The following is a 16,532-nucleotide window of genomic DNA, read 5'->3' on the forward strand; positions in this document are numbered from 1 at the left end:
GCGGCCTAACCCTGTGCGCGCTTAGGCACTAACATGGATTCAGGGCGAGCCGCATTCGCGGCTGCGCCCGGCGAGTCAACCTGCCGAGTCCGGCAAAGGGGGCTTCCCATGTCACTGATCGTCGCTGGTCGGTTCACGACCTTTCCCGCCGCCGAAGCCGCCGCCGAAAAGCTGTACGCGGGCGGCTTCCTCGAAGAAGACGTCAACCTGTTCTTCGTCAATCCGCGCGGCCAGCATGCGCACCACAGCGTCCAGGGGACGGCGATGGGCGCGCCGCCTACGCTCGCCGCAGGGCACCCGCATCACACCCGCAATATCACCGCAGGCGCCGTGGCGGGCGCCGTAGTGGGCGTGGTGATTTTCAGCGCGTTCTCGGCTGCGCTGCCTTCGGTCGTGATCGCGGCCGGCGTAGGCGCCTGGATCGGCGCGCGCATCGGCGCGAGCGTCGGGGCAAAAGCCGCTGCGCAGCAAATCTCGGCGCACCACGAGCGGGTGCATCGCGAAACGCGCAGCGACGGCGTGCTGCTCTCGGTGCACGTCTGCTACGAGAACCAGGATCTCGCTGCACAGTTGCTGCGCGACAGCGGCGCCGCCGATATCGAGTGCGCTTCGGGCCAATGGCACGACGGACACTGGGCCGATTTCGATCCGACCCGCGCGCCGATGCCGTTCGCCGCACCGAGCGGCCAGCGGGTCTGAGCGCATGCCGCGCCGCGGATCGACGGGTATCGCCGGGTATCGCCGGGTATCGATCTCGCGGACGTAAAAAAACGCGGCGGCCCGAAGGCCGCCGCGCGGATGCAATTGCGTCGAGAAAAACGTTAGAGGGCTAAAGGCGTCACGCCGCCTCGCCGCTCACCGCCCCGTCGCTACGCGCGCGCTGCGCGATGCGGCTGTTCGGGCGCGCTCGTTTGCACGGGAGCTTTCCCCGCCGGTGCGGCGTTGCGCGCCCTGGCCGTGACCGAAGCGGCCGTCGCCACGCTGCGCAGATCGGCAAGGAACGTATCGCGCCACACCGAAAGATTGTTCTCGCGCAGCGACGCCATCATGTCGTTGTATCGCGAGACGCGCTCGGCGTGCGGCATCGAGAGCGCGCGCTCGAGCGCCTCGGCTGTCTGGTTCAGGTCGTACGGATTCACGACCAGCGCGCCGGGCAGTTGTTCGGCCGCGCCCGCGAACTGCGAAAGCACCAGCACGCCGGGATCGTCGGGATTCTGCGACGCCACGTATTCCTTCGCCACGAGATTCATGCCGTCGCGCAGCGGCGCGACGTAGCCCACCTGCGCCTCGCGGAACAGCGCCATCAGCAGATTGCGCTCGTACTTGCGGTTCAGGTACTGGATCGGCGTCCAGTCGAGCTGCGCGAAACGGCCGTTGATCCGGCCCGCCTCGCCTTCGAGATTGCGGCGAATCGTCTGGTAGGTCTGCACGTCGGAGCGCGTCGGCGGCGCGATCTGCAGGAGCGAGACGCGGCCATGCCAGCCCGGCCCGTTCTGCAGCAGGCGCTCGAACGCCTGGAAGCGCTCGGCGAGCCCCTTCGAATAATCGAGCCGGTCCACGCTCATGATCAGCTTGCGTCCGCGCATGGCTTCGCGCAGGCTGCGCACGGCCTTGCGGTCGGCGAACTGCGACGAGGCTTTCGCAATGGCGTCCGGATAGATGCCGATCGGGTACGCACCGACCTTGAGGAAGCGGTCCCACGCGTGGACCATGCCGTCGTCGCTTGCGGTGCCATGACCGCCGCGCTCGATGTAGTCGAGAAAGGCCTGACGGTCCGCGTCGGTCTGGAAACCGACCACGTCGTAGTGGCACATGAACTTCATGAGTTCTTCGTGCGGCGGCACCGAGCGCATGACTTCGGGCACCGGCAGCGGAATGTGCAGGAAGAACCCGATCGGGTTCTTCACCCCGAGATCGCGCAGGCAGCGCGCGAACGGAATCAGGTGATAGTCGTGCACCCAGATGATGTCGTCGGGCTCGATGAGCGGCTGCAACTGGCGCGCGAGCGACACGTTCACGCGCAGGTAGCCGCCGTACTCCTGGCGCTCATAGCGCGCGAGGTCGTTGCGGTAGTGGAACGTCGGCCAGAGCGTCGTATTCGAGAAGCCCTTGTAGTACTGGTCATAGTCACGCCGGGTGAGACCCACCGTCGCGTAGGTGACGCTGCCCTGCTGCTCGATGACCGGTGCGGACGGTTCCGCGACGGTCTCGCCGCTCCACCCGAACCACACACCGCCGGTTTCCTTGAGCGCGTCCAATACGCCGACTGCGAGCCCGCCCGCTGCGGGACGGCCCTCCTGGGTCGGCGCAACGCGATTCGATACCACGATCAGTCTGCCCATTGCGGCTCTACCTCCTGTTTCGTTGGGTCCGAAGACAATGCTTCAGGTACGTACGCAAGACGCGTGCCGGATCGACAGGGTCGGAGCAAAAATCTTTCCTCGCAAGTGACGGCGCGAGCAAATTCCGCGCGGCAATCGCGCAAGTCCGGAATGCCCGGTGATTAGCGAGACCAGGAAACCGGCCTGCAAACAGCGCGCGGCGAACTGCGGTTCGAAGCGAATCAGGCGTCCTGTTCCGAGCCGAGATCGCGCTGGTACTCGATGCCCTCAGCCCGCGCCCCGCCTTGGTTGTGCTCGCCGTCGGGCGGCACGCCAGGCGCTGCGCGATTCTGGCCCGCGGGGTCCGGCGCGTTCGACTGCTGCGGACTGCTTTTCTCTTGCGAATCGCGCGGGCCACGCTTGCCCGTGTAACGTGCGGAGCGGCGCAAGGCAGGATGTCTCATGTCGATGCCTCCAGCGGGAAGGCGGCCACGCGGCCGTGGCGCTTTTTTATAGTCCAGGGTTTGCCGCGTGAATCCGCCGGTAAAAATGGTGGGGCCTTTGTAACTAGTACATAAAAACCATCGGGATCTGCTGATGACTTCTTAAGGCCGCGCGAGCAGATGCTCACGTGGCGGGCAATGCGCCAGACGAACGACGAAATCGAGAGGAGACCGAAGGGTCGAATCGGGGCCGCGCGTGCGGCACTTCGCCCGGTGGCTCTGGTGGATCGCCAATAGGAGGCACGTCGGGCTCACCGGGCTGGTCCGGCGGCGGTTCGTCGGGCTGCGGGGTATGCGCGAGCCAGGGCTTCACGCGGACGGCATCACTGGATTTGCAGCTCGGCATTTTTCGCTCCTCATCGTGGACGCGAAACTCACACTGCAAGCGTCGTACCGCCCGTGCGAGCGCGCCCAGGCGGACGCGCTCGCACATGCTGCTCAGGCGCCGGCTACGCGCGCGGGCGCATCGCCCTTGCCGGCGCTTTCGTTGCCGTACTCCACAAGACGGTTATAGAGCGTCTTCAGGCTGATGCCGAGGATTTCCGCCGCGCGCGTCTTCACGCCGCCGCACTGCTCGAGCGTCGCGAGAATGAGCTGGCGATCTGCATCGGCAAGCGAGGTGCCGAACGGGATCGTCACCGCCGTGCCCGCAATCGGCTTCGAGAGCGAGATCTGCAGAGGCACCGTCGCCGTGAAATCGCCGTCGTTGCCCGACATGATGTGCGCGCGCTGCACGTAGTTCTTCAGCTCGCGCACGTTGCCGGGCCACGGGTAGGCGGCCAGCATGTCGCGCACCGCCGCGGGAAACTGCTTCTTCGTGCCGTGACGCTCGTTCAGCTCGTCGAGGAACGCCTGGGCGAGCAGCTCGACGTCCTTGCCGCGCTCGCGCAGCGGCGGCAGGCTGATCGGAAACACGTTCAGGCGGTGATAAAGGTCCAGGCGCAGCTTGCCCTCGGCGACGGCCTGCTCCGGGTCGCGGTTGGTCGCCGCGATCAGACGCACGTCGGTCTCGATTTCCTTGGTCGTGCCCACGCGCATGAACATGCCGGTCTCGAGCACGCGCAGCAGCTTCACCTGCAGCTCGATCGGCATTTCGGTGATTTCGTCGAGGAACAGCGTGCCGCCGTTCGCGCGCTCGAAATAGCCCTTGTGCTGCCGGTCGGCGCCCGTGAACGAGCCGCGCTCGTGGCCGAACATCTCGGACTCGATCAGGTTCGGCGAGATCGCGCCGCAGTTTACCGCGAGGAATTCGTGCTTGCGGCGCAGGCTCAACTGGTGGATGGTCTGCGCCGCCACTTCCTTGCCGGTGCCCGATTCGCCCACCAGCATGACCGACGCGGGCGTCGGCGCAACGCGGCTGATCTGGTCGTAGACCTCCTGCATGGTCGGCGAATTGCCGAGCATCAGGCCGAAGCGGCCCATGCGGCGCAACTCGCCGCGCAGCGTGCCGATTTCGGCCTTGAGGTCGCCCGCGCGCGGCAGGCGGTTCAGGATCGCCTTCACGCGCTGGAGGTTGATCGGCTTGACCAGGTAATCGATTGCGCCGGATTTGAGCGCATCGACTGCCGTCTCGACCGTCGCATGCCCGGTGATGACCACGAGTTCCACGCCCGAGCGCGGGTCGAGATCCTCGAAAAGGTCGGTGCCACTGCCGTCGGGCAGCTTCAGGTCGGTGAAGACCACGTCCGGCGTCTGCCGCACGAGCTGGATGCGCGCCTCGCGCAGGTCGCCTGCCTGGGCAGTGGTGAGCCCGTCGTCGCTCACCACGGCCGCCAGCGCCTCGCGGGTTTGCGCATCGTCATCGACAATCAATACATGTGGCATCGCGTCTCGTCAGCCTTGATAGGTGAATGGCTCCAAAGCGCGCGCGCCGCGCCCTTCGCAGGCGTGCCGGACAACGTTGCCCGGCACCGCGGAAGTCGCGACGCACGTGTTTGCGCTGCAGTGGAGTACGAAACGGTCGGACGCAAACCCAAGACGACAAAAGCCTGAATATGCGCGGTTTTGCTACATCGGAGCAACAATACCGTCAGCCGCGGGCCGCCCGAACCTCGATTGTTGTTGATATCACTATTATAGACTTATTCGAGACAAGCGGGCACGGCTCTCGCGTGGCCCTGCCACGCCTGCCTTCTAGCTGTGCGGAAACGGCCACGGCATGCCAGCCGAGCCATTCGCGCCGTTCACGCCATTCGGCATCCGGCCCTTCGCGCCATGTGCAGGCGAGTCCGAAGCGCCCCTGGCCATGGCCACTTCCGGGCCCAGCCCGTTGTTGCCGGTGGTATCGGCAAGTGAGCCGCCTTCGCCTTCCCAGCGGCTCAGATCGCGATAAAAGGTTTGCCGTTGCATGCGATGACGCTGCGAGAAACGCCAGGCCAGCATGCCAGCCATGGCGCCAAGCGCACCGACGGTTACGAGGGTTCCTACCAAACCGCTGCGGTTCTTCGACATATCGCTTTCTCCCAGATACGCCTCGTCAAAGACGGAAGACGCGAGTTGACTCGAATGACATCGCCCGGGGCGTGGCCGATCCGCTGCCCCTATCCATGCAGACGGCGCCGGGCTTCTCGAGTTCCGCAGCAGGATGCGTGCCACACTCCCTCGCGCTGTGCCTGGACAGGTCCATTGCCCTGTCAGGCGCGGCAGTGGTTAAATGTTTACGCGAAAGCGAGATACCAGGCTCGAAGACGCAAACCTCGCGGCCGTCGGAGCGGCAAGTTCCGCACCTGTCCTGGACGGCCAGCCCCGGATCGCAGGGCCTGTTCGCCGACACGCGCAGAAGCATGCCGATGCGCGCAGAAGCAAACGCCCCGCACTACCTTTGCAGGACGAACATCCCTATGGCGTCAATCGAGCCGGGCTCGCCCGCCGCCACAAAACGCAACAGCGAAAACAACGCAAATCCCGCAGCGGACGCCGAGGCGCGCGTCGCGGGATTGCAGTCGTACGGTCTGCTGTACGGCTCGTCGGCGGTCATGCTGGATCTTTATGCGCAGATCGACCGCGTGGCCGTGACCGAGGCGACGGCACTCATCGTCGGCGAATCGGGCACGGGCAAGGAACTGATCGCCCGGACCATCCACGCCCACAGCGAACGCCGCGACGGCCCGTTCATCGCGGTCAACTGCGGCGCGATTCCCGACGAACTGATCGAGGCCGAGTTGTTCGGTCACGAAAAAGGCAGCTTCACGGGCGCCGTGCAGGCGCGCGACGGCCACTTCGAGCACGCGCGCGGCGGCACGCTGTTCCTCGACGAAATCACCGAGATGTCGCTGCTGCATCAGGTGAAGCTGCTGCGCGCGCTCGAAACTGGCGAGTACTTTCCGGTGGGCGGCAACGAAGCGATTCGCGGCGACGTGCGCATCATCGCCGCCACCAACCGCGACCCCGTAACGGCCGTGAAGGAAAACTGCCTGCGCGAGGACCTGATGTACCGGCTCGCGGTGTTTCCGCTGCGCGCGCCGCCGCTGCGTGAACGTGAGCGCGACCGCGAACTGCTCGCGCAGCATTTCCTCACCGAACTGAACGACCAGGAAGGCACGCAAAAGGCGTTCAGCAAGCGCGCGCTCGAAACCGTGCGCAACTGGTCGTGGCCCGGCAACGTGCGCGAACTGAAAAACGCCGTGTACCGCGCGTACATCCTCGCGGAAAAGGTCGTGGAGATCGCACATCCGCAGTTGGTGCCGCGCGTGAAGAAGCCCGTCACCCAGGGAGACGCCATGAGCGTCTGGATCGGCACGCCGCTCGCCGATGCGCAGAAGCAGATCATTCTCGGCACGCTCAAATACTGCGGCGGCGACAAGCGTCTCGCGGCGCGCACGCTCGGCGTGAGCCTCAAGACGCTCTACAACCGGCTCGGCAGCTACGGCGCCGACGATGGCGAAAGCGAAGCGCCCACCGAGCCGGACGCGGACGAAGCCTGATTGCCCTCCCCGTCCCTCGCGGCACGCTCGTTGCGCGACGAGGCGGGAGCAGTACGGCAGACCGATCAAAGGTCGGTCCGCCGTGCACGCCCTTTTGCAATTTCTTGCACTTTACCTATCCCCGTAAGCAATGCCGTGCTGCACAATCCGCAGCACGTCAAGTAAGCAAAACATGCCGGATATCCGCGCAATGCGGCGCTATCCGGCTAGCGGCAGGGAATCATCATGCAAGAACGAAGTGCTCGGGCGCGCGTTGCGCCATCGGTGTCAGCGGCGGTCATGGAAACGATTGCCGGCGGCAGCCCGCGCCCTTCCGCGCATCCTCCCCGGCGACGCGTCATGTCGCTCACGCTGCTCGCCACGGTGGCGAGCCTCGCGTGCTCGGCGTGCAGTTCGCTCTACTCCGAAGGCGCGCAAACGGGCGCCGGTATCGCCGGCGCAGCGGTTGCCTCGAAAGTGACGAGCAACGCCGCCGTGGCGACCGGCATCGGCCTTGGCGCCGTGGCCGCGGCGAAGGCCGGCGTGCAGTACTCCGAGCGCGTCGTCCACACCAACACCCAGAACAGCATCGCCCACGCGGCGGGCCCGCTCGCAGTCGGCGCGGTCGCGCCATGGTCGATCACGCACTCGTTCCCGATCGAGGACGACGAACACGGCCGCGTCACGGTGAGCCGCACGATCAGCAGCGGTGCGCTCGACTGCAAGGAGATCGTGTTCTCCGTCGACCACGAGGCCACGAAGGACAAACCCGCCTCGAGCGCGTTCTTCGTCGCATCGGTGTGCCGCGACGGCGACAACTGGAAGTGGGCCTCGGCCGAACCCGCTACCGCCCGGTGGGGTGCGCTGCAATGAACGGCATGAACGCGCGCGCGAAGCGCCTACGGCACGTTGCAACGGAGTCGTCGACGGCTCGCCCCGTGATGCTCATCGCGCTGGCCGCGCTCTGCGCGGGCATCGCGCTCGCGGCGAGCGGCTGCTCGTCGATCGGCGCGGCAAGCGGCGCTGCGGCTGCGGCGGCAACGGGCATCGTCACGGCGAATCCTGCCGTGGGCATCGGCGTAGGCATTGCCGTGCAGGCGGCCACCGACGAAGCCGTCGGCCGCTTCATGAAAAACATGCACGCGGACCAGCAGGCACTGATCGCCGAAACAGCCGGCCGCCTGCCCGTGGGCGGCATGGACCTCTGGCGCATCAAGCACGATTTGCCCGTGGAGAACGGCCACGGCCAGGTGCGCGTGACGCGCGCGTTCGCCAACGCCGTCACGCTGTGCAAGGACTTCGTATTCTCGGTGCAGGACGGCGAGAAAGCCGACGCGCCCGAGCAGTGGTTCACCGCGAGCGCCTGTCAGGACCAGTCGGGCTGGAAGTGGGCGACGGCCGAGCCCGCGGTGGAGCGCTGGGGCACGCTGCAATAGCCTGCCTCATCCGCAAACGAAAAACGGTCGCCGGGTGAACGCACCCCGCGACCGCTCTTGATGCCTGGCGAAAAGCGCGTCGCTCAGGACTCCACGTCTTCGAGGCTGAAGATTTCCGACTGGTCGTTATACGAGAAGATCTCGCCATAACGCCCCCAGTCGATCACGGTGTCGAGCGTTTCTTCCGCCGCGCCATCGGAGAGAAAGTCCTCCAGCTCCTGCTCGAAACGCACGCGCGGCGCGCGATGGCCCGGGCGCTCGTTGAGCACCTTCTTGATGCGCGCCGCGAGCGGCACATGGCGCAGCAAATGCTCGGCGAACATCATCTTGCGCTCCTGCGTGCCGAACTCCGCGAACACGCGCGCGGGCGGCGTGAGCAGCACGTCGCCTTCGCGCACGTCGGCGAAACCGAGGTTCTGCAGCACTTCCGCGATCGGGAACAGGTCGTCCACTTCGAGATGCAGCGAGCGCGCAATTTCCGGCATGTCGGCGCGGCCGTGATACGGCGCCATCGCGAGCGTTTCGATCAGACCGGCCATCAGGTTGGTCGACACGCGCGGCAGCCAGCTGCCGAGTTCGAGGCCCTTCCTGGTCGTCTCGTCGGTCTGACGCGCGGTCATCTTCGCGTAGATGTCGTCCACGAGCTTGCGGAACGCCGGGTCGAGACGGTTGCGCGGATGTTTGAACGGTACCTTGATCTCGGCCACCACGCGGCCCGGATTCGACGACAACACCAGGATGCGGTCGCACATGAAAACCGCTTCTTCGATGTTGTGCGTGACAATCAGCACCGACTTGATCGGCAAGCGGCCTTGCGTCCACAGGTCGAGCAGGTCGGTACGCAGCGTTTCGGCCGTGAGCACGTCGAGCGCGGAGAACGGCTCGTCCATGAGCATCAGCATCGGGTCGACCACGAGCGCGCGCGCGAAACCCACGCGCTGGCGCATGCCGCCCGAAAGCTCGCGCGGATACGCGTTTTCGAAGCCGTCCAGACCGATCAGGTCGATGGCCGCCAGCGCCCGTTCGCGGCGCTCGCCTGCGCCTACGCCCTGCGCTTCGAGGCCCGCTTCCACGTTCTGCAGCACCGTGAGCCACGGGAACAGCGCGAAGGTCTGGAACACCATCGCCACGCCTTCGGCCGGCCCTTCGAGCGGCTTGCCGCGCCAGGTGACGTCGCCGGAGGTCGGCGAGATCAGGCCCGCGATGATGCGCAGCAGCGTGGACTTGCCCGAGCCCGAGCGGCCCAGCAGCCCGACGATCTCGCCCTCGCGCAGCTGGAGGTTGGCGTCGTCGAGCACGAGCAGCTCGCCCTGGTTCTTTTTGAAGCCCCGGCACACGTCCTTCACGTTCAGAATTTCTTCGCCGAGGCGCGGCGGGTTCGGGGCCGTCTGCACATCGCCGTGCGCGGCGCTCAGCGTCTTGGGGTTTTGCATCGCGTTACCTTCGATCATTCGTTGTTCGATCAGTCGTCGATCAGTCGAGCCGCAGACGGGACTCGGCGTACGTGTACAGCGGGCGCCACAAGAGGCGGTTGAACAGCGTGACGAAGAGCGACATCACGGCAATGCCGAGGATGATCTTCGGGTAATCGCCGGCCGCCGTCATCTGCGCGATGTAGGCGCCGAGGCCGTGCGCGACGACCTTCGTGTCGCCCCACTGCACGAACTCCGCGACGATACTCGCGTTCCACGCGCCGCCCGAAGCCGTGATGGCGCCCGTCACGTAGTACGGGAAAATGCCCGGCAGCATGGCCTGACGCCACCACTGCCAGCCACGAATGCGGAAGTTCTTCGCCGCTTCCTTGTAGTCGTTCGGATAGGCGCTGGCCCCCGCGATCACGTTGAACAGGATATACCACTGGGTGCCGAGGACGATCAGCGGCGACAGCCAGATGTCCGGGTTCAGGTGAAAGCGCACGATCACGATCACGAACACCGGGAACAGCAGGTTCGCCGGGAACGCCGCGAGGAACTGCGCGAGCGGCTGCACCTTCTCGGCGAGCGCCGGGCGCAGACCGATCAGCACGCCGAGCGGCACCCAGATCACCGAAGCGATAGCGATCAGCAAGACCACGCGAAAGAGCGTGATGAAGCCGAGGCCGAGCACGTGCCACACTTCGTCGAGCGTCACACCCGTGCGTACGAAGGTCACCACGCGCCATACGACGAACACGGTCAATGCGATCACGAGCACGGCCCACACGGCGTCGCCAATGCGTGCGCGCAAGCCGGGGCGGCCGCGCGCGACGGGCGCCGCGAACGTCACGTTCGGAAACGACGGCAGCTTGATCGGCATGCGCGCAGCCTTGGCGAAGAGCCAGCCGAGCGGCACGAGCAGTTGATGAATGAGATGGGTGCGGCGAATCAGATCGAGCAGCCACGATTCGGGCGCGTCGCCCGAGCTCGTGTTCTCCATGCGGAACTTGTCGGCCCACGCGACGAGCGGGCGGAACAGGAACTGGTCGTAGGCGAGAATCACGACGACCATCGCGAGAATCACCCAGCCCACGGCGTGCAGGTTCTTTTCCGCGATCGCCTGGGCCAGATACGCGCCGACACCCGGCAGCGTGATCGTGTTGTTGCCCACCGTGATCGCTTCGGAGGCCACCACGAAGAACCAGCCGCCCGACATCGACATCATCATGTTCCAGATGAGGCCCGGCATCGAGAACGGCACTTCGAGCTTCCAGAAGCGCTGCCATGCGGTCAGATGAAACCCGCGCGAGACTTCGTCCAGATCGCGCGGCACCGTGCGCAGCGACTGGTAGAAGCTGAACGTCATGTTCCATGCCTGGCTCGTGAAGATCGCGAAGATTGCCGCGAGCTCGGCCCCCAGCACGCGCGAGGGAAAGAGCGCGAGAAAGAACGTGACCGTGAACGAGATGTAGCCGAGCACCGGCACCGACTGCAGGATGTCGAGAATCGGCACGAGCACCTGGCCCGCGCGGCGGCTCTTCGCCGCGAGCGTGCCGTACACGAGCGTGAAGATGAGCGAGGCCACCATCGCCGCAAGCATGCGCAGCGTGGTGCGCATGGCGTACTCGGGCAGGTTCGCGGGATCGAGCGAGATGGGCTGCGCCTTCAACGTGGCAATGGGCGCCATCGTTTCGTGAAAGCCCACGGCCGCCATCGCGATCAGGCCGATCATCAGCGGGAACGCCACGAAGTCCCAGCGGTTCGGCAGCACGCGCCACGCCGAGGCGTTGGCCGTGCGGTTCAGGTTGAAGCTGAACTCCATTCAGACGCCCTCCGCGCCGGGTTTCAGAAAGGCGGACGACTTGACGTCCGTGCCGCCGGAAAGGCACTGCACGAGCTGCGGGGATGGCGGATCGACAAAGGCAAGGCGCATGGATTCAGAATTTCGTTGGCGTTGATGACACGGCGACGATGCCGCGGTGGTACGCACCGCCCGCGCCGCAGTTGCGGCTGGCAACTGGCGGGGGGGCTTGCCTCGACTGAAACGGCACGACACTACTACAACCTCGATGACACTCACAACCGCGCCCGGCACGCCTCGAAAGCCAGACCACACGGGCTTTCGCGGCGCTTTCGCCGGCCTTCTGGAGAGCTTCCAGAAGGCGCCGCGCGCGGGATGTGCACGTCATCGTGATGACGCATCGATGACGCCTTGATGACACAACGACGCCGGGGCCGCCTCCGCGCTTGCCTCATTCGCGCCGCCAACGCCAGTGGGCGTCGCTTGCGCACCACACGCTGGCACGCGCGTGAACCGTTCACGCGAAGCCGCGCCGACCGCGTTTAACGCCCCGTCGACCCCGCTCATCGCCGCGTGTCGCCGTGCTGACGGCATGCGCCTTGCATGTTAGCGGTCCACGCTCTCGCCGCCGCCCGCTCGCGCCGCCTCGCAACGCCGCACTGACGCTTAGATAGCGGGCTCGCCAGCCCCGTTTCGAGGGGTAAAATCGACACGCTCCGTCAGTAGCGCTCCTACGCCCCGGGCGCCGACACCCACGCCTCAATACCACTCACGAACCAGAAGGCCGATGAACAGGAGACTCTTGCGTCAGGCAGCCGGGCCCCTCGGGGTCGTGGTGGTCGCGCTCGTCTGCTGGGCGGCGGCCGGCTGGCTCGCGGACCGCATGGTCCGCCAGGAGTTCGAGGCCGCGCTCGCCGCACAGCGCCAGATGATGCGCTCGGTCGTGGACAACATGGCCGAAGTGATCGCCAGCGACCTCGCCATGTCGCGCGCCATTCCGGCGACGATGGCCGAAACCCGCGTCGTCCAGCAGGCGCTCACTGGGGCCGCGCATTATGCCGCGTCGAGCGATTCGACGGAACTGGCGCGGCGCAAGGAGCTGCAGGGCGTGCCGGCGCTCGCCGGGGTCGACCGCTTCCTCCACGACGCCCAGGGCTTCTCCGGGCTCGATGCAATCTGGCTCGTCAACGCGAACGGCATCTGCATCGCGTCGAGCAATGCGCTCGAAAAAATCTCCTACGTCGGCGTGGACATGCGTCCGCGCGCGTATCTGAACGACACGCTGCTCGGGGCGTTTTCCGAGGCCTACGGCGTGGGCACGGCAAGCGGCGAGCCAGGCATTTTCGTCGCCGCGCCCGCCTATGACGACGGCCTGCTGGTCGGCGCCGTAGTCGCGAAGGTCAGCATCGCGCGGCTGCGCCACTGGGTCACCCGCCCCGGCACCTTCGTCGCGGACAACAATGGCGTCATCATCATGGCCCATGACAGCGCGCTCGAAGGACGCGCACTGCCGGGCTCACACGTCGCCGAAATGAATGCGCTGGACCGCGTGAACACCTATCTGCGCGAGCACTTCGCGCCGCTCGAGCTGCGCTCGGCATCGAAACCCGTGTTGAGCGAAGCACCGTGGATCCCGCGCGCCGACGCCGCGCAAATGGTCGCCTTGCCGGGCCAGCGCACGCCTGCCCTCTACGAGCAGCGCGGCGGCCTGAACTCCGGGCTCTCGGCGCACCTCGTCGATCCGGTCAATGCGTGGTCCGAGCTGATCGCGAACCATCGGCGCGACCGGCTCCTCATTTTCCTCACGCTCGCGGGCACCGCGGCGCTCGCGGCGGTGATCTCGGTGTCGTGGGTGCGCGAGCGGCGTCTGCACCACGCGAGCCGCGATCTCGCCGGGCAGTTGCAGGCCGCGAACGCCCTGCTCGCCGCCGAGGCGCGCCACGACGCCCTGACCGGCGCGCTCTCGCGGCGCTACTTCCTCGACCTGCTGCGCCGCGAGATCGACACGGCCTACGAGGCAGGCGAACCGCTGTGCATGGCGATTGCCGACCTCGACTACTTCAAGCAGATCAACGACCGCTTCGGCCACCCGGCGGGCGACCGCGCGCTCCAGCATTTCGTGGAGACCTGCCGCGCCGAACTGCGCGCCGACGACGCCGTCGGACGCCTGGGCGGCGAGGAGTTCGGCATCCTGCTGCCCGCGACCTCGCTTGCCACGGGGCTCATGGTGCTCGATCGCCTGCGCGAGCAGGTGAGCAAACGCATTTGCGTGGAATTGCCCGAGGAAGCGAGCGTGAGCGTGAGCATCGGCGTGACCGAACTTGCGGCCGCGCAGGATCAGCCCGAGCGTCTGATGAGCCGCGCCGACCTCGCGCTCTATATGGCGAAGGCGGCCGGGCGCGACCGTTGCGAGGCCATGACGGCCGAGGGCGTCGTGCCGCCGCGCGCCGCGGCGCCGACCTGGTGAGTGCGCAACGAGCTTGCCCAACCCATCACACGAGGGATGCCCGTACCAGGCTGCGGGGCTCGCCCGGCTCAACCGGCGAGGCGCGGTATCATGGGATGAACGGTGCGCGCCAGTCCATACGGTGCGCATGAGTCAAACCGCGTCACTTCGGTGTTCCGCACAAATCTGGAGGCATGCATGAAGGGAAATCTGGTCATTGTCTGCCGCGATCAGGATGCGCTCGCGTTCGACCAGTTGATGGTCGAGTACGGCGCGTTCCAGACGCGCCTGTCATCGACCGCGTGGTACCTGAAACTCGACGCCACGCCCGAGCTGATTCAGGAAGAGATTCTTGCCCGCCTCGGCAAGTACACCACGCACTACATCTTCGAGGCCGACACCGTGACCTACAACACGGTGGACAACGAGGCCGCCGCCGCGCTCGATACGCTCTTTACGGCCTGAGCGGCTGCGCCAAACCTGACCTGGCTGAACCTGGCGTCGCTGTGCCGGCGCCTTTGGGCGAGCCCATCCGGCCATGCCCCGCCCGTTCGCTGAGGGCCTGCGCCAAACCATTCCAGCGCGATTTACCAGATCTGCGCCGCCTCCGTGACGGTGCGCTCCACCACGTCGAACGCAAACGTCATGCGCACCGCGAGCCCGCCGCTCTCGCCGTTGCCGATCGAAAGCTCGCCGCCCGCGCGGCGCACGAGCCGCTCGACGATCGCGAGGCCGAGGCCGCTGTGGCCGTTGCCGCCGCGCGCCGGGTCGAGGCGCACGAACGGCCGGCTCGCCTGCGTCAGCTCCTGGTCGGGGATGCCCTTGCCGTGGTCGCGCACGGTGAGCGAAAAACCCGTCGCGCCGCGCTCGCTCTCGATCACGACAGGCGGTGCGCCGTACGCATGCGCGTTGTCGAGCAGGTTCGAGACCACGCGTTCGAGCGTGGCCGCAGGCAGGCGAAACTCCGGACCCGCACGCAGACGCGTTTCGATCGCAATCGTCTCGCCGCTCGCCGTGCGGTGGTTGCGCGCGATACGCTCGCACTGGTCGTCGACCTCGACGGGCTCGCTGCGATCGGCGCCGTCGTGCGCGAACACGAGGAACTGGTCGACGATATGCGCCATCGACTCGACATCGCGCACCACGCCGTCGCGCACCTTTTGCTCGTCCATCATTTCGGCGCGCAGGCGCAGCCGGGCAAGCGGTGTCTTGAGATCGTGCGCCACGCCCGCCAGCATGACGGCGCGGTCTTTCTCCGTACGCTCGACTTCCTTGACCATCTGGTTAAAGCCCAGCGTGAGCTGACGCAGCTCGCGCGGCCCGCGTTCGGGCACGGGCGGCACGGGCTCGCCGCGGCCAAAGCGCCCCACGGCCTGCGCGAGCGCGCTCAGCGGCTGTTGCAGCATCCACGCGGCCACGAGCGCGGCGACCACAGCGGTGGCGAAAATGGTGATGACCCAAGGCAGAAACTTGTCGAGCGGCCGCATGATCCGCAGCGGCTGGCCCGGCAGCACGATCCAGCGGGCGTCCTGCGGCCCGCGCACCCAGAGCGTGGGCGGCCCGCCGGGCGGCCCGACGCGCACGTCGGTGCCAGGCGGCATGCGTTCGCGCACGTCGTCGATGAAATGGCGCAGCGGCTCGGGCATGCGGTCGGTGACCGGCGGCACGGCGGGACTCGCCGGATCGACGAGTTGCACGCGCGAAGGCAGCGGCTGGTCGGGCTCGCGCTCGACGTGCTGGCGCACCGCGTCGACGAGGAAGGTCGCTTCCTCGACGGCGTAGCGCGTTTGCATCTGATTGTGTTCGACGCGCATGAGCGTGAACCACGCGACATGCGACACCAGTAGAACGCCGATGAAGATGACCGCGAGGCGCCCGAACAGCGAATCAACCGGCTGGCGCATGGTTGCCCTGCTCTCCGTCGGGAACGAACACGTAGCCGCGCCCGCGGACGGTCTGAATGAAGCGCGGCGTGGACGGGTCGCTTTCGAGAATGCGTCGCAGACGCCATACCTGCACGTCGATGCCGCGGTCGGTGCCGTCGTACTCGGGACCGTGCAGCAATTCCAGCAGGCGCTCGCGCGTGAGCGTACGCATGGGGTGATTCACGAAAATCTTCAGCAGCGCGAACTCGCTGCCCGACAGCATGATGGGCTTGCCCTCCTGCTGCAGCGTGCGCGACTGGAAGTCGAGCGTGAAGCGGCCGAACGCGTACGGCTCGCGCTGCTCGGGCGCCGCGGCCGAAGGCACCGTGCGGCGCCGGCGCAGCACCGCCTGCACGCGCGCGAGCAGTTCGCGCGGGTTGAACGGCTTGCCGAGGTAGTCGTCCGCGCCCAGTTCGAGGCCGACGATGCGGTCCACGTCGTCCGCGCGCGCCGTCAGCATGATCACGGGGATGTCGTCGCCGGCTGCGCGCAGCTTGCGCAGCGCGGTCAGGCCGTCCACGCCCGGCATCATCAGGTCGAGCACGATCAGGTCCGGGCGCTCGCGCTCGAGCCGCCGCTCCAGCGAGCCGGCGTCGTGCAGCACCGAGACTTCCATGCCCTGGCGCGCGAGATAGTCGCGCAGGAGGTCGCGTAGTTCGAGGTCGTCGTCGACGACAAGGATTTGAGTAGCCATGGGATGAAGTGTAACGCGCGCGCACGGGCCGTTTGCTTACAGCTCTTCCAGCTGGGTTACGAGGTGTTACCGCGAAAGGCGCGTGTAAT

14 protein-coding genes are annotated in these 16,532 nt (G+C 66.7%); 6 read left to right on the forward strand and 8 right to left on the reverse strand.

Annotated features, from left to right (window positions below):
* Window positions 1–108: 108 nt before the first annotated feature.
* Window positions 109–699 (forward strand): hypothetical protein, encoded by a 591-nt coding sequence (locus BFD71_RS16485; RefSeq protein WP_069265393.1) that lies wholly within the window; start codon window positions 109–111, stop codon window positions 697–699.
* A gap of 170 nt (window positions 700–869) precedes the next feature.
* On the opposite strand, the gene otsA is transcribed toward BFD71_RS16485, so the two are convergent.
* From otsA to BFD71_RS16505, 4 genes are all read right to left on the reverse strand, one after another.
* Entirely contained in the window at window positions 870–2,342 is a 1,473-nt protein-coding gene (gene otsA / locus BFD71_RS16490) for an alpha,alpha-trehalose-phosphate synthase (UDP-forming) (RefSeq protein WP_083245302.1), read from the reverse strand.
* A gap of 221 nt (window positions 2,343–2,563) precedes the next feature.
* Window positions 2,564–2,785 carry a hypothetical protein gene (locus BFD71_RS16495; protein WP_069265394.1) on the reverse strand — a complete coding sequence of 74 codons (222 nt, stop codon included), beginning with the start codon at window positions 2,783–2,785 and terminating at the stop codon, window positions 2,564–2,566.
* A gap of 477 nt (window positions 2,786–3,262) precedes the next feature.
* A complete protein-coding gene (locus BFD71_RS16500) occupies window positions 3,263–4,648 on the reverse strand; it encodes a sigma-54-dependent transcriptional regulator (RefSeq protein WP_069265395.1) in 1,386 nt (461 codons plus the stop codon).
* A 309-nt stretch (window positions 4,649–4,957) separates the two neighbouring features.
* Window positions 4,958–5,275 (reverse strand): hypothetical protein, encoded by a 318-nt coding sequence (locus BFD71_RS16505; protein WP_141710696.1) that lies wholly within the window; start codon window positions 5,273–5,275, stop codon window positions 4,958–4,960.
* Window positions 5,276–5,664: 389 nt separating this feature from the next.
* Between BFD71_RS16505 and BFD71_RS16510 the strand changes: the two genes are divergently transcribed.
* The 3 genes from BFD71_RS16510 to BFD71_RS16520 all read left to right on the forward strand — a co-directional run bounded on the left by BFD71_RS16510 (window position 5,665) and on the right by BFD71_RS16520 (window position 8,162).
* Window positions 5,665–6,747, forward strand: a complete 1,083-nt coding sequence (locus tag BFD71_RS16510; protein WP_069265397.1) for a sigma-54 interaction domain-containing protein — start codon at window positions 5,665–5,667, stop codon at window positions 6,745–6,747.
* A gap of 339 nt (window positions 6,748–7,086) precedes the next feature.
* Entirely contained in the window at window positions 7,087–7,599 is a 513-nt protein-coding gene (locus BFD71_RS16515) for a hypothetical protein (RefSeq protein ID WP_069265398.1), read from the forward strand.
* A 5-nt stretch (window positions 7,600–7,604) separates the two neighbouring features.
* A complete protein-coding gene (locus BFD71_RS16520) occupies window positions 7,605–8,162 on the forward strand; it encodes a hypothetical protein (RefSeq protein WP_069265399.1) in 558 nt (185 codons plus the stop codon).
* 83 nt (window positions 8,163–8,245) lie between these two features.
* Here the strand turns inward: BFD71_RS16520 and BFD71_RS16525 are convergent, their stop codons facing one another.
* Window positions 8,246–9,595, reverse strand: coding sequence for an ABC transporter ATP-binding protein (locus BFD71_RS16525; protein WP_069265506.1), 1,350 nt, complete (start codon window positions 9,593–9,595; stop codon window positions 8,246–8,248).
* A 40-nt stretch (window positions 9,596–9,635) separates the two neighbouring features.
* The gene (locus BFD71_RS16530; protein ID WP_069265400.1) at window positions 9,636–11,399 is read right to left on the reverse strand and encodes an ABC transporter permease; all 1,764 of its coding nucleotides are present in this window, start codon (window positions 11,397–11,399) and stop codon (window positions 9,636–9,638) included.
* A gap of 766 nt (window positions 11,400–12,165) precedes the next feature.
* Here BFD71_RS16530 and BFD71_RS16535 point away from each other — a divergent pair.
* On the forward strand, window positions 12,166–13,845 hold the full coding sequence (locus tag BFD71_RS16535; RefSeq protein ID WP_069265401.1) for a GGDEF domain-containing protein: 1,680 nt from the start codon (window positions 12,166–12,168) through the stop codon (window positions 13,843–13,845).
* Between the two features lie 177 nt (window positions 13,846–14,022).
* Window positions 14,023–14,289 carry a double-stranded DNA-specific endonuclease gene (locus BFD71_RS16540; protein WP_028207711.1) on the forward strand — a complete coding sequence of 89 codons (267 nt, stop codon included), beginning with the start codon at window positions 14,023–14,025 and terminating at the stop codon, window positions 14,287–14,289.
* Between the two features lie 122 nt (window positions 14,290–14,411).
* On the opposite strand, the gene BFD71_RS16545 is transcribed toward BFD71_RS16540, so the two are convergent.
* Together BFD71_RS16545 and BFD71_RS16550 are read right to left on the reverse strand one after the other, a co-directional pair.
* Window positions 14,412–15,728 carry an ATP-binding protein gene (locus tag BFD71_RS16545; RefSeq protein ID WP_069265402.1) on the reverse strand — a complete coding sequence of 439 codons (1,317 nt, stop codon included), beginning with the start codon at window positions 15,726–15,728 and terminating at the stop codon, window positions 14,412–14,414.
* Complete coding sequence (locus BFD71_RS16550; RefSeq protein ID WP_028207713.1) at window positions 15,712–16,443, reverse strand: response regulator; 732 nt, start codon at window positions 16,441–16,443, stop codon at window positions 15,712–15,714. The genes BFD71_RS16545 and BFD71_RS16550 overlap by 17 nt, the downstream gene beginning before the upstream one ends.
* Between the last annotated feature and the right edge of the window lie 89 nt (window positions 16,444–16,532).

It is taken from the genome of Paraburkholderia nodosa (assembly GCF_001718195.1).
Taxonomy (GTDB): domain Bacteria; phylum Pseudomonadota; class Gammaproteobacteria; order Burkholderiales; family Burkholderiaceae; genus Paraburkholderia; species Paraburkholderia nodosa_A.

What these genes read in the sequence shown, in the direction of transcription:
- BFD71_RS16530 (WP_069265400.1), bottom strand. Translation starts at nt 11,399, where the DNA reads ATGGAGTTCAGCTTCAACCTGAACCGCACGGCCAACGCCTCGGCGTGG.
- BFD71_RS16505 (WP_141710696.1), bottom strand. Translation starts at nt 5,275, where the DNA reads ATGTCGAAGAACCGCAGCGGTTTGGTAGGAACCCTCGTAACCGTCGGT.
- BFD71_RS16545 (WP_069265402.1), bottom strand. Translation starts at nt 15,728, where the DNA reads ATGCGCCAGCCGGTTGATTCGCTGTTCGGGCGCCTCGCGGTCATCTTC.
- BFD71_RS16550 (WP_028207713.1), bottom strand. Translation starts at nt 16,443, where the DNA reads ATGGCTACTCAAATCCTTGTCGTCGACGACGACCTCGAACTACGCGAC.
- BFD71_RS16495 (WP_069265394.1), bottom strand. Translation starts at nt 2,785, where the DNA reads ATGAGACATCCTGCCTTGCGCCGCTCCGCACGTTACACGGGCAAGCGT.
- BFD71_RS16535 (WP_069265401.1), top strand. Translation starts at nt 12,166, where the DNA reads ATGAACAGGAGACTCTTGCGTCAGGCAGCCGGGCCCCTCGGGGTCGTG.
- BFD71_RS16520 (WP_069265399.1), top strand. Translation starts at nt 7,605, where the DNA reads ATGAACGCGCGCGCGAAGCGCCTACGGCACGTTGCAACGGAGTCGTCG.
- BFD71_RS16515 (WP_069265398.1), top strand. Translation starts at nt 7,087, where the DNA reads ATGTCGCTCACGCTGCTCGCCACGGTGGCGAGCCTCGCGTGCTCGGCG.
- BFD71_RS16540 (WP_028207711.1), top strand. Translation starts at nt 14,023, where the DNA reads ATGAAGGGAAATCTGGTCATTGTCTGCCGCGATCAGGATGCGCTCGCG.
- BFD71_RS16525 (WP_069265506.1), bottom strand. Translation starts at nt 9,595, where the DNA reads ATGCAAAACCCCAAGACGCTGAGCGCCGCGCACGGCGATGTGCAGACG.
- BFD71_RS16510 (WP_069265397.1), top strand. Translation starts at nt 5,665, where the DNA reads ATGGCGTCAATCGAGCCGGGCTCGCCCGCCGCCACAAAACGCAACAGC.
- otsA (WP_083245302.1), bottom strand. Translation starts at nt 2,342, where the DNA reads ATGGGCAGACTGATCGTGGTATCGAATCGCGTTGCGCCGACCCAGGAG.
- BFD71_RS16485 (WP_069265393.1), top strand. Translation starts at nt 109, where the DNA reads ATGTCACTGATCGTCGCTGGTCGGTTCACGACCTTTCCCGCCGCCGAA.
- BFD71_RS16500 (WP_069265395.1), bottom strand. Translation starts at nt 4,648, where the DNA reads ATGCCACATGTATTGATTGTCGATGACGATGCGCAAACCCGCGAGGCG.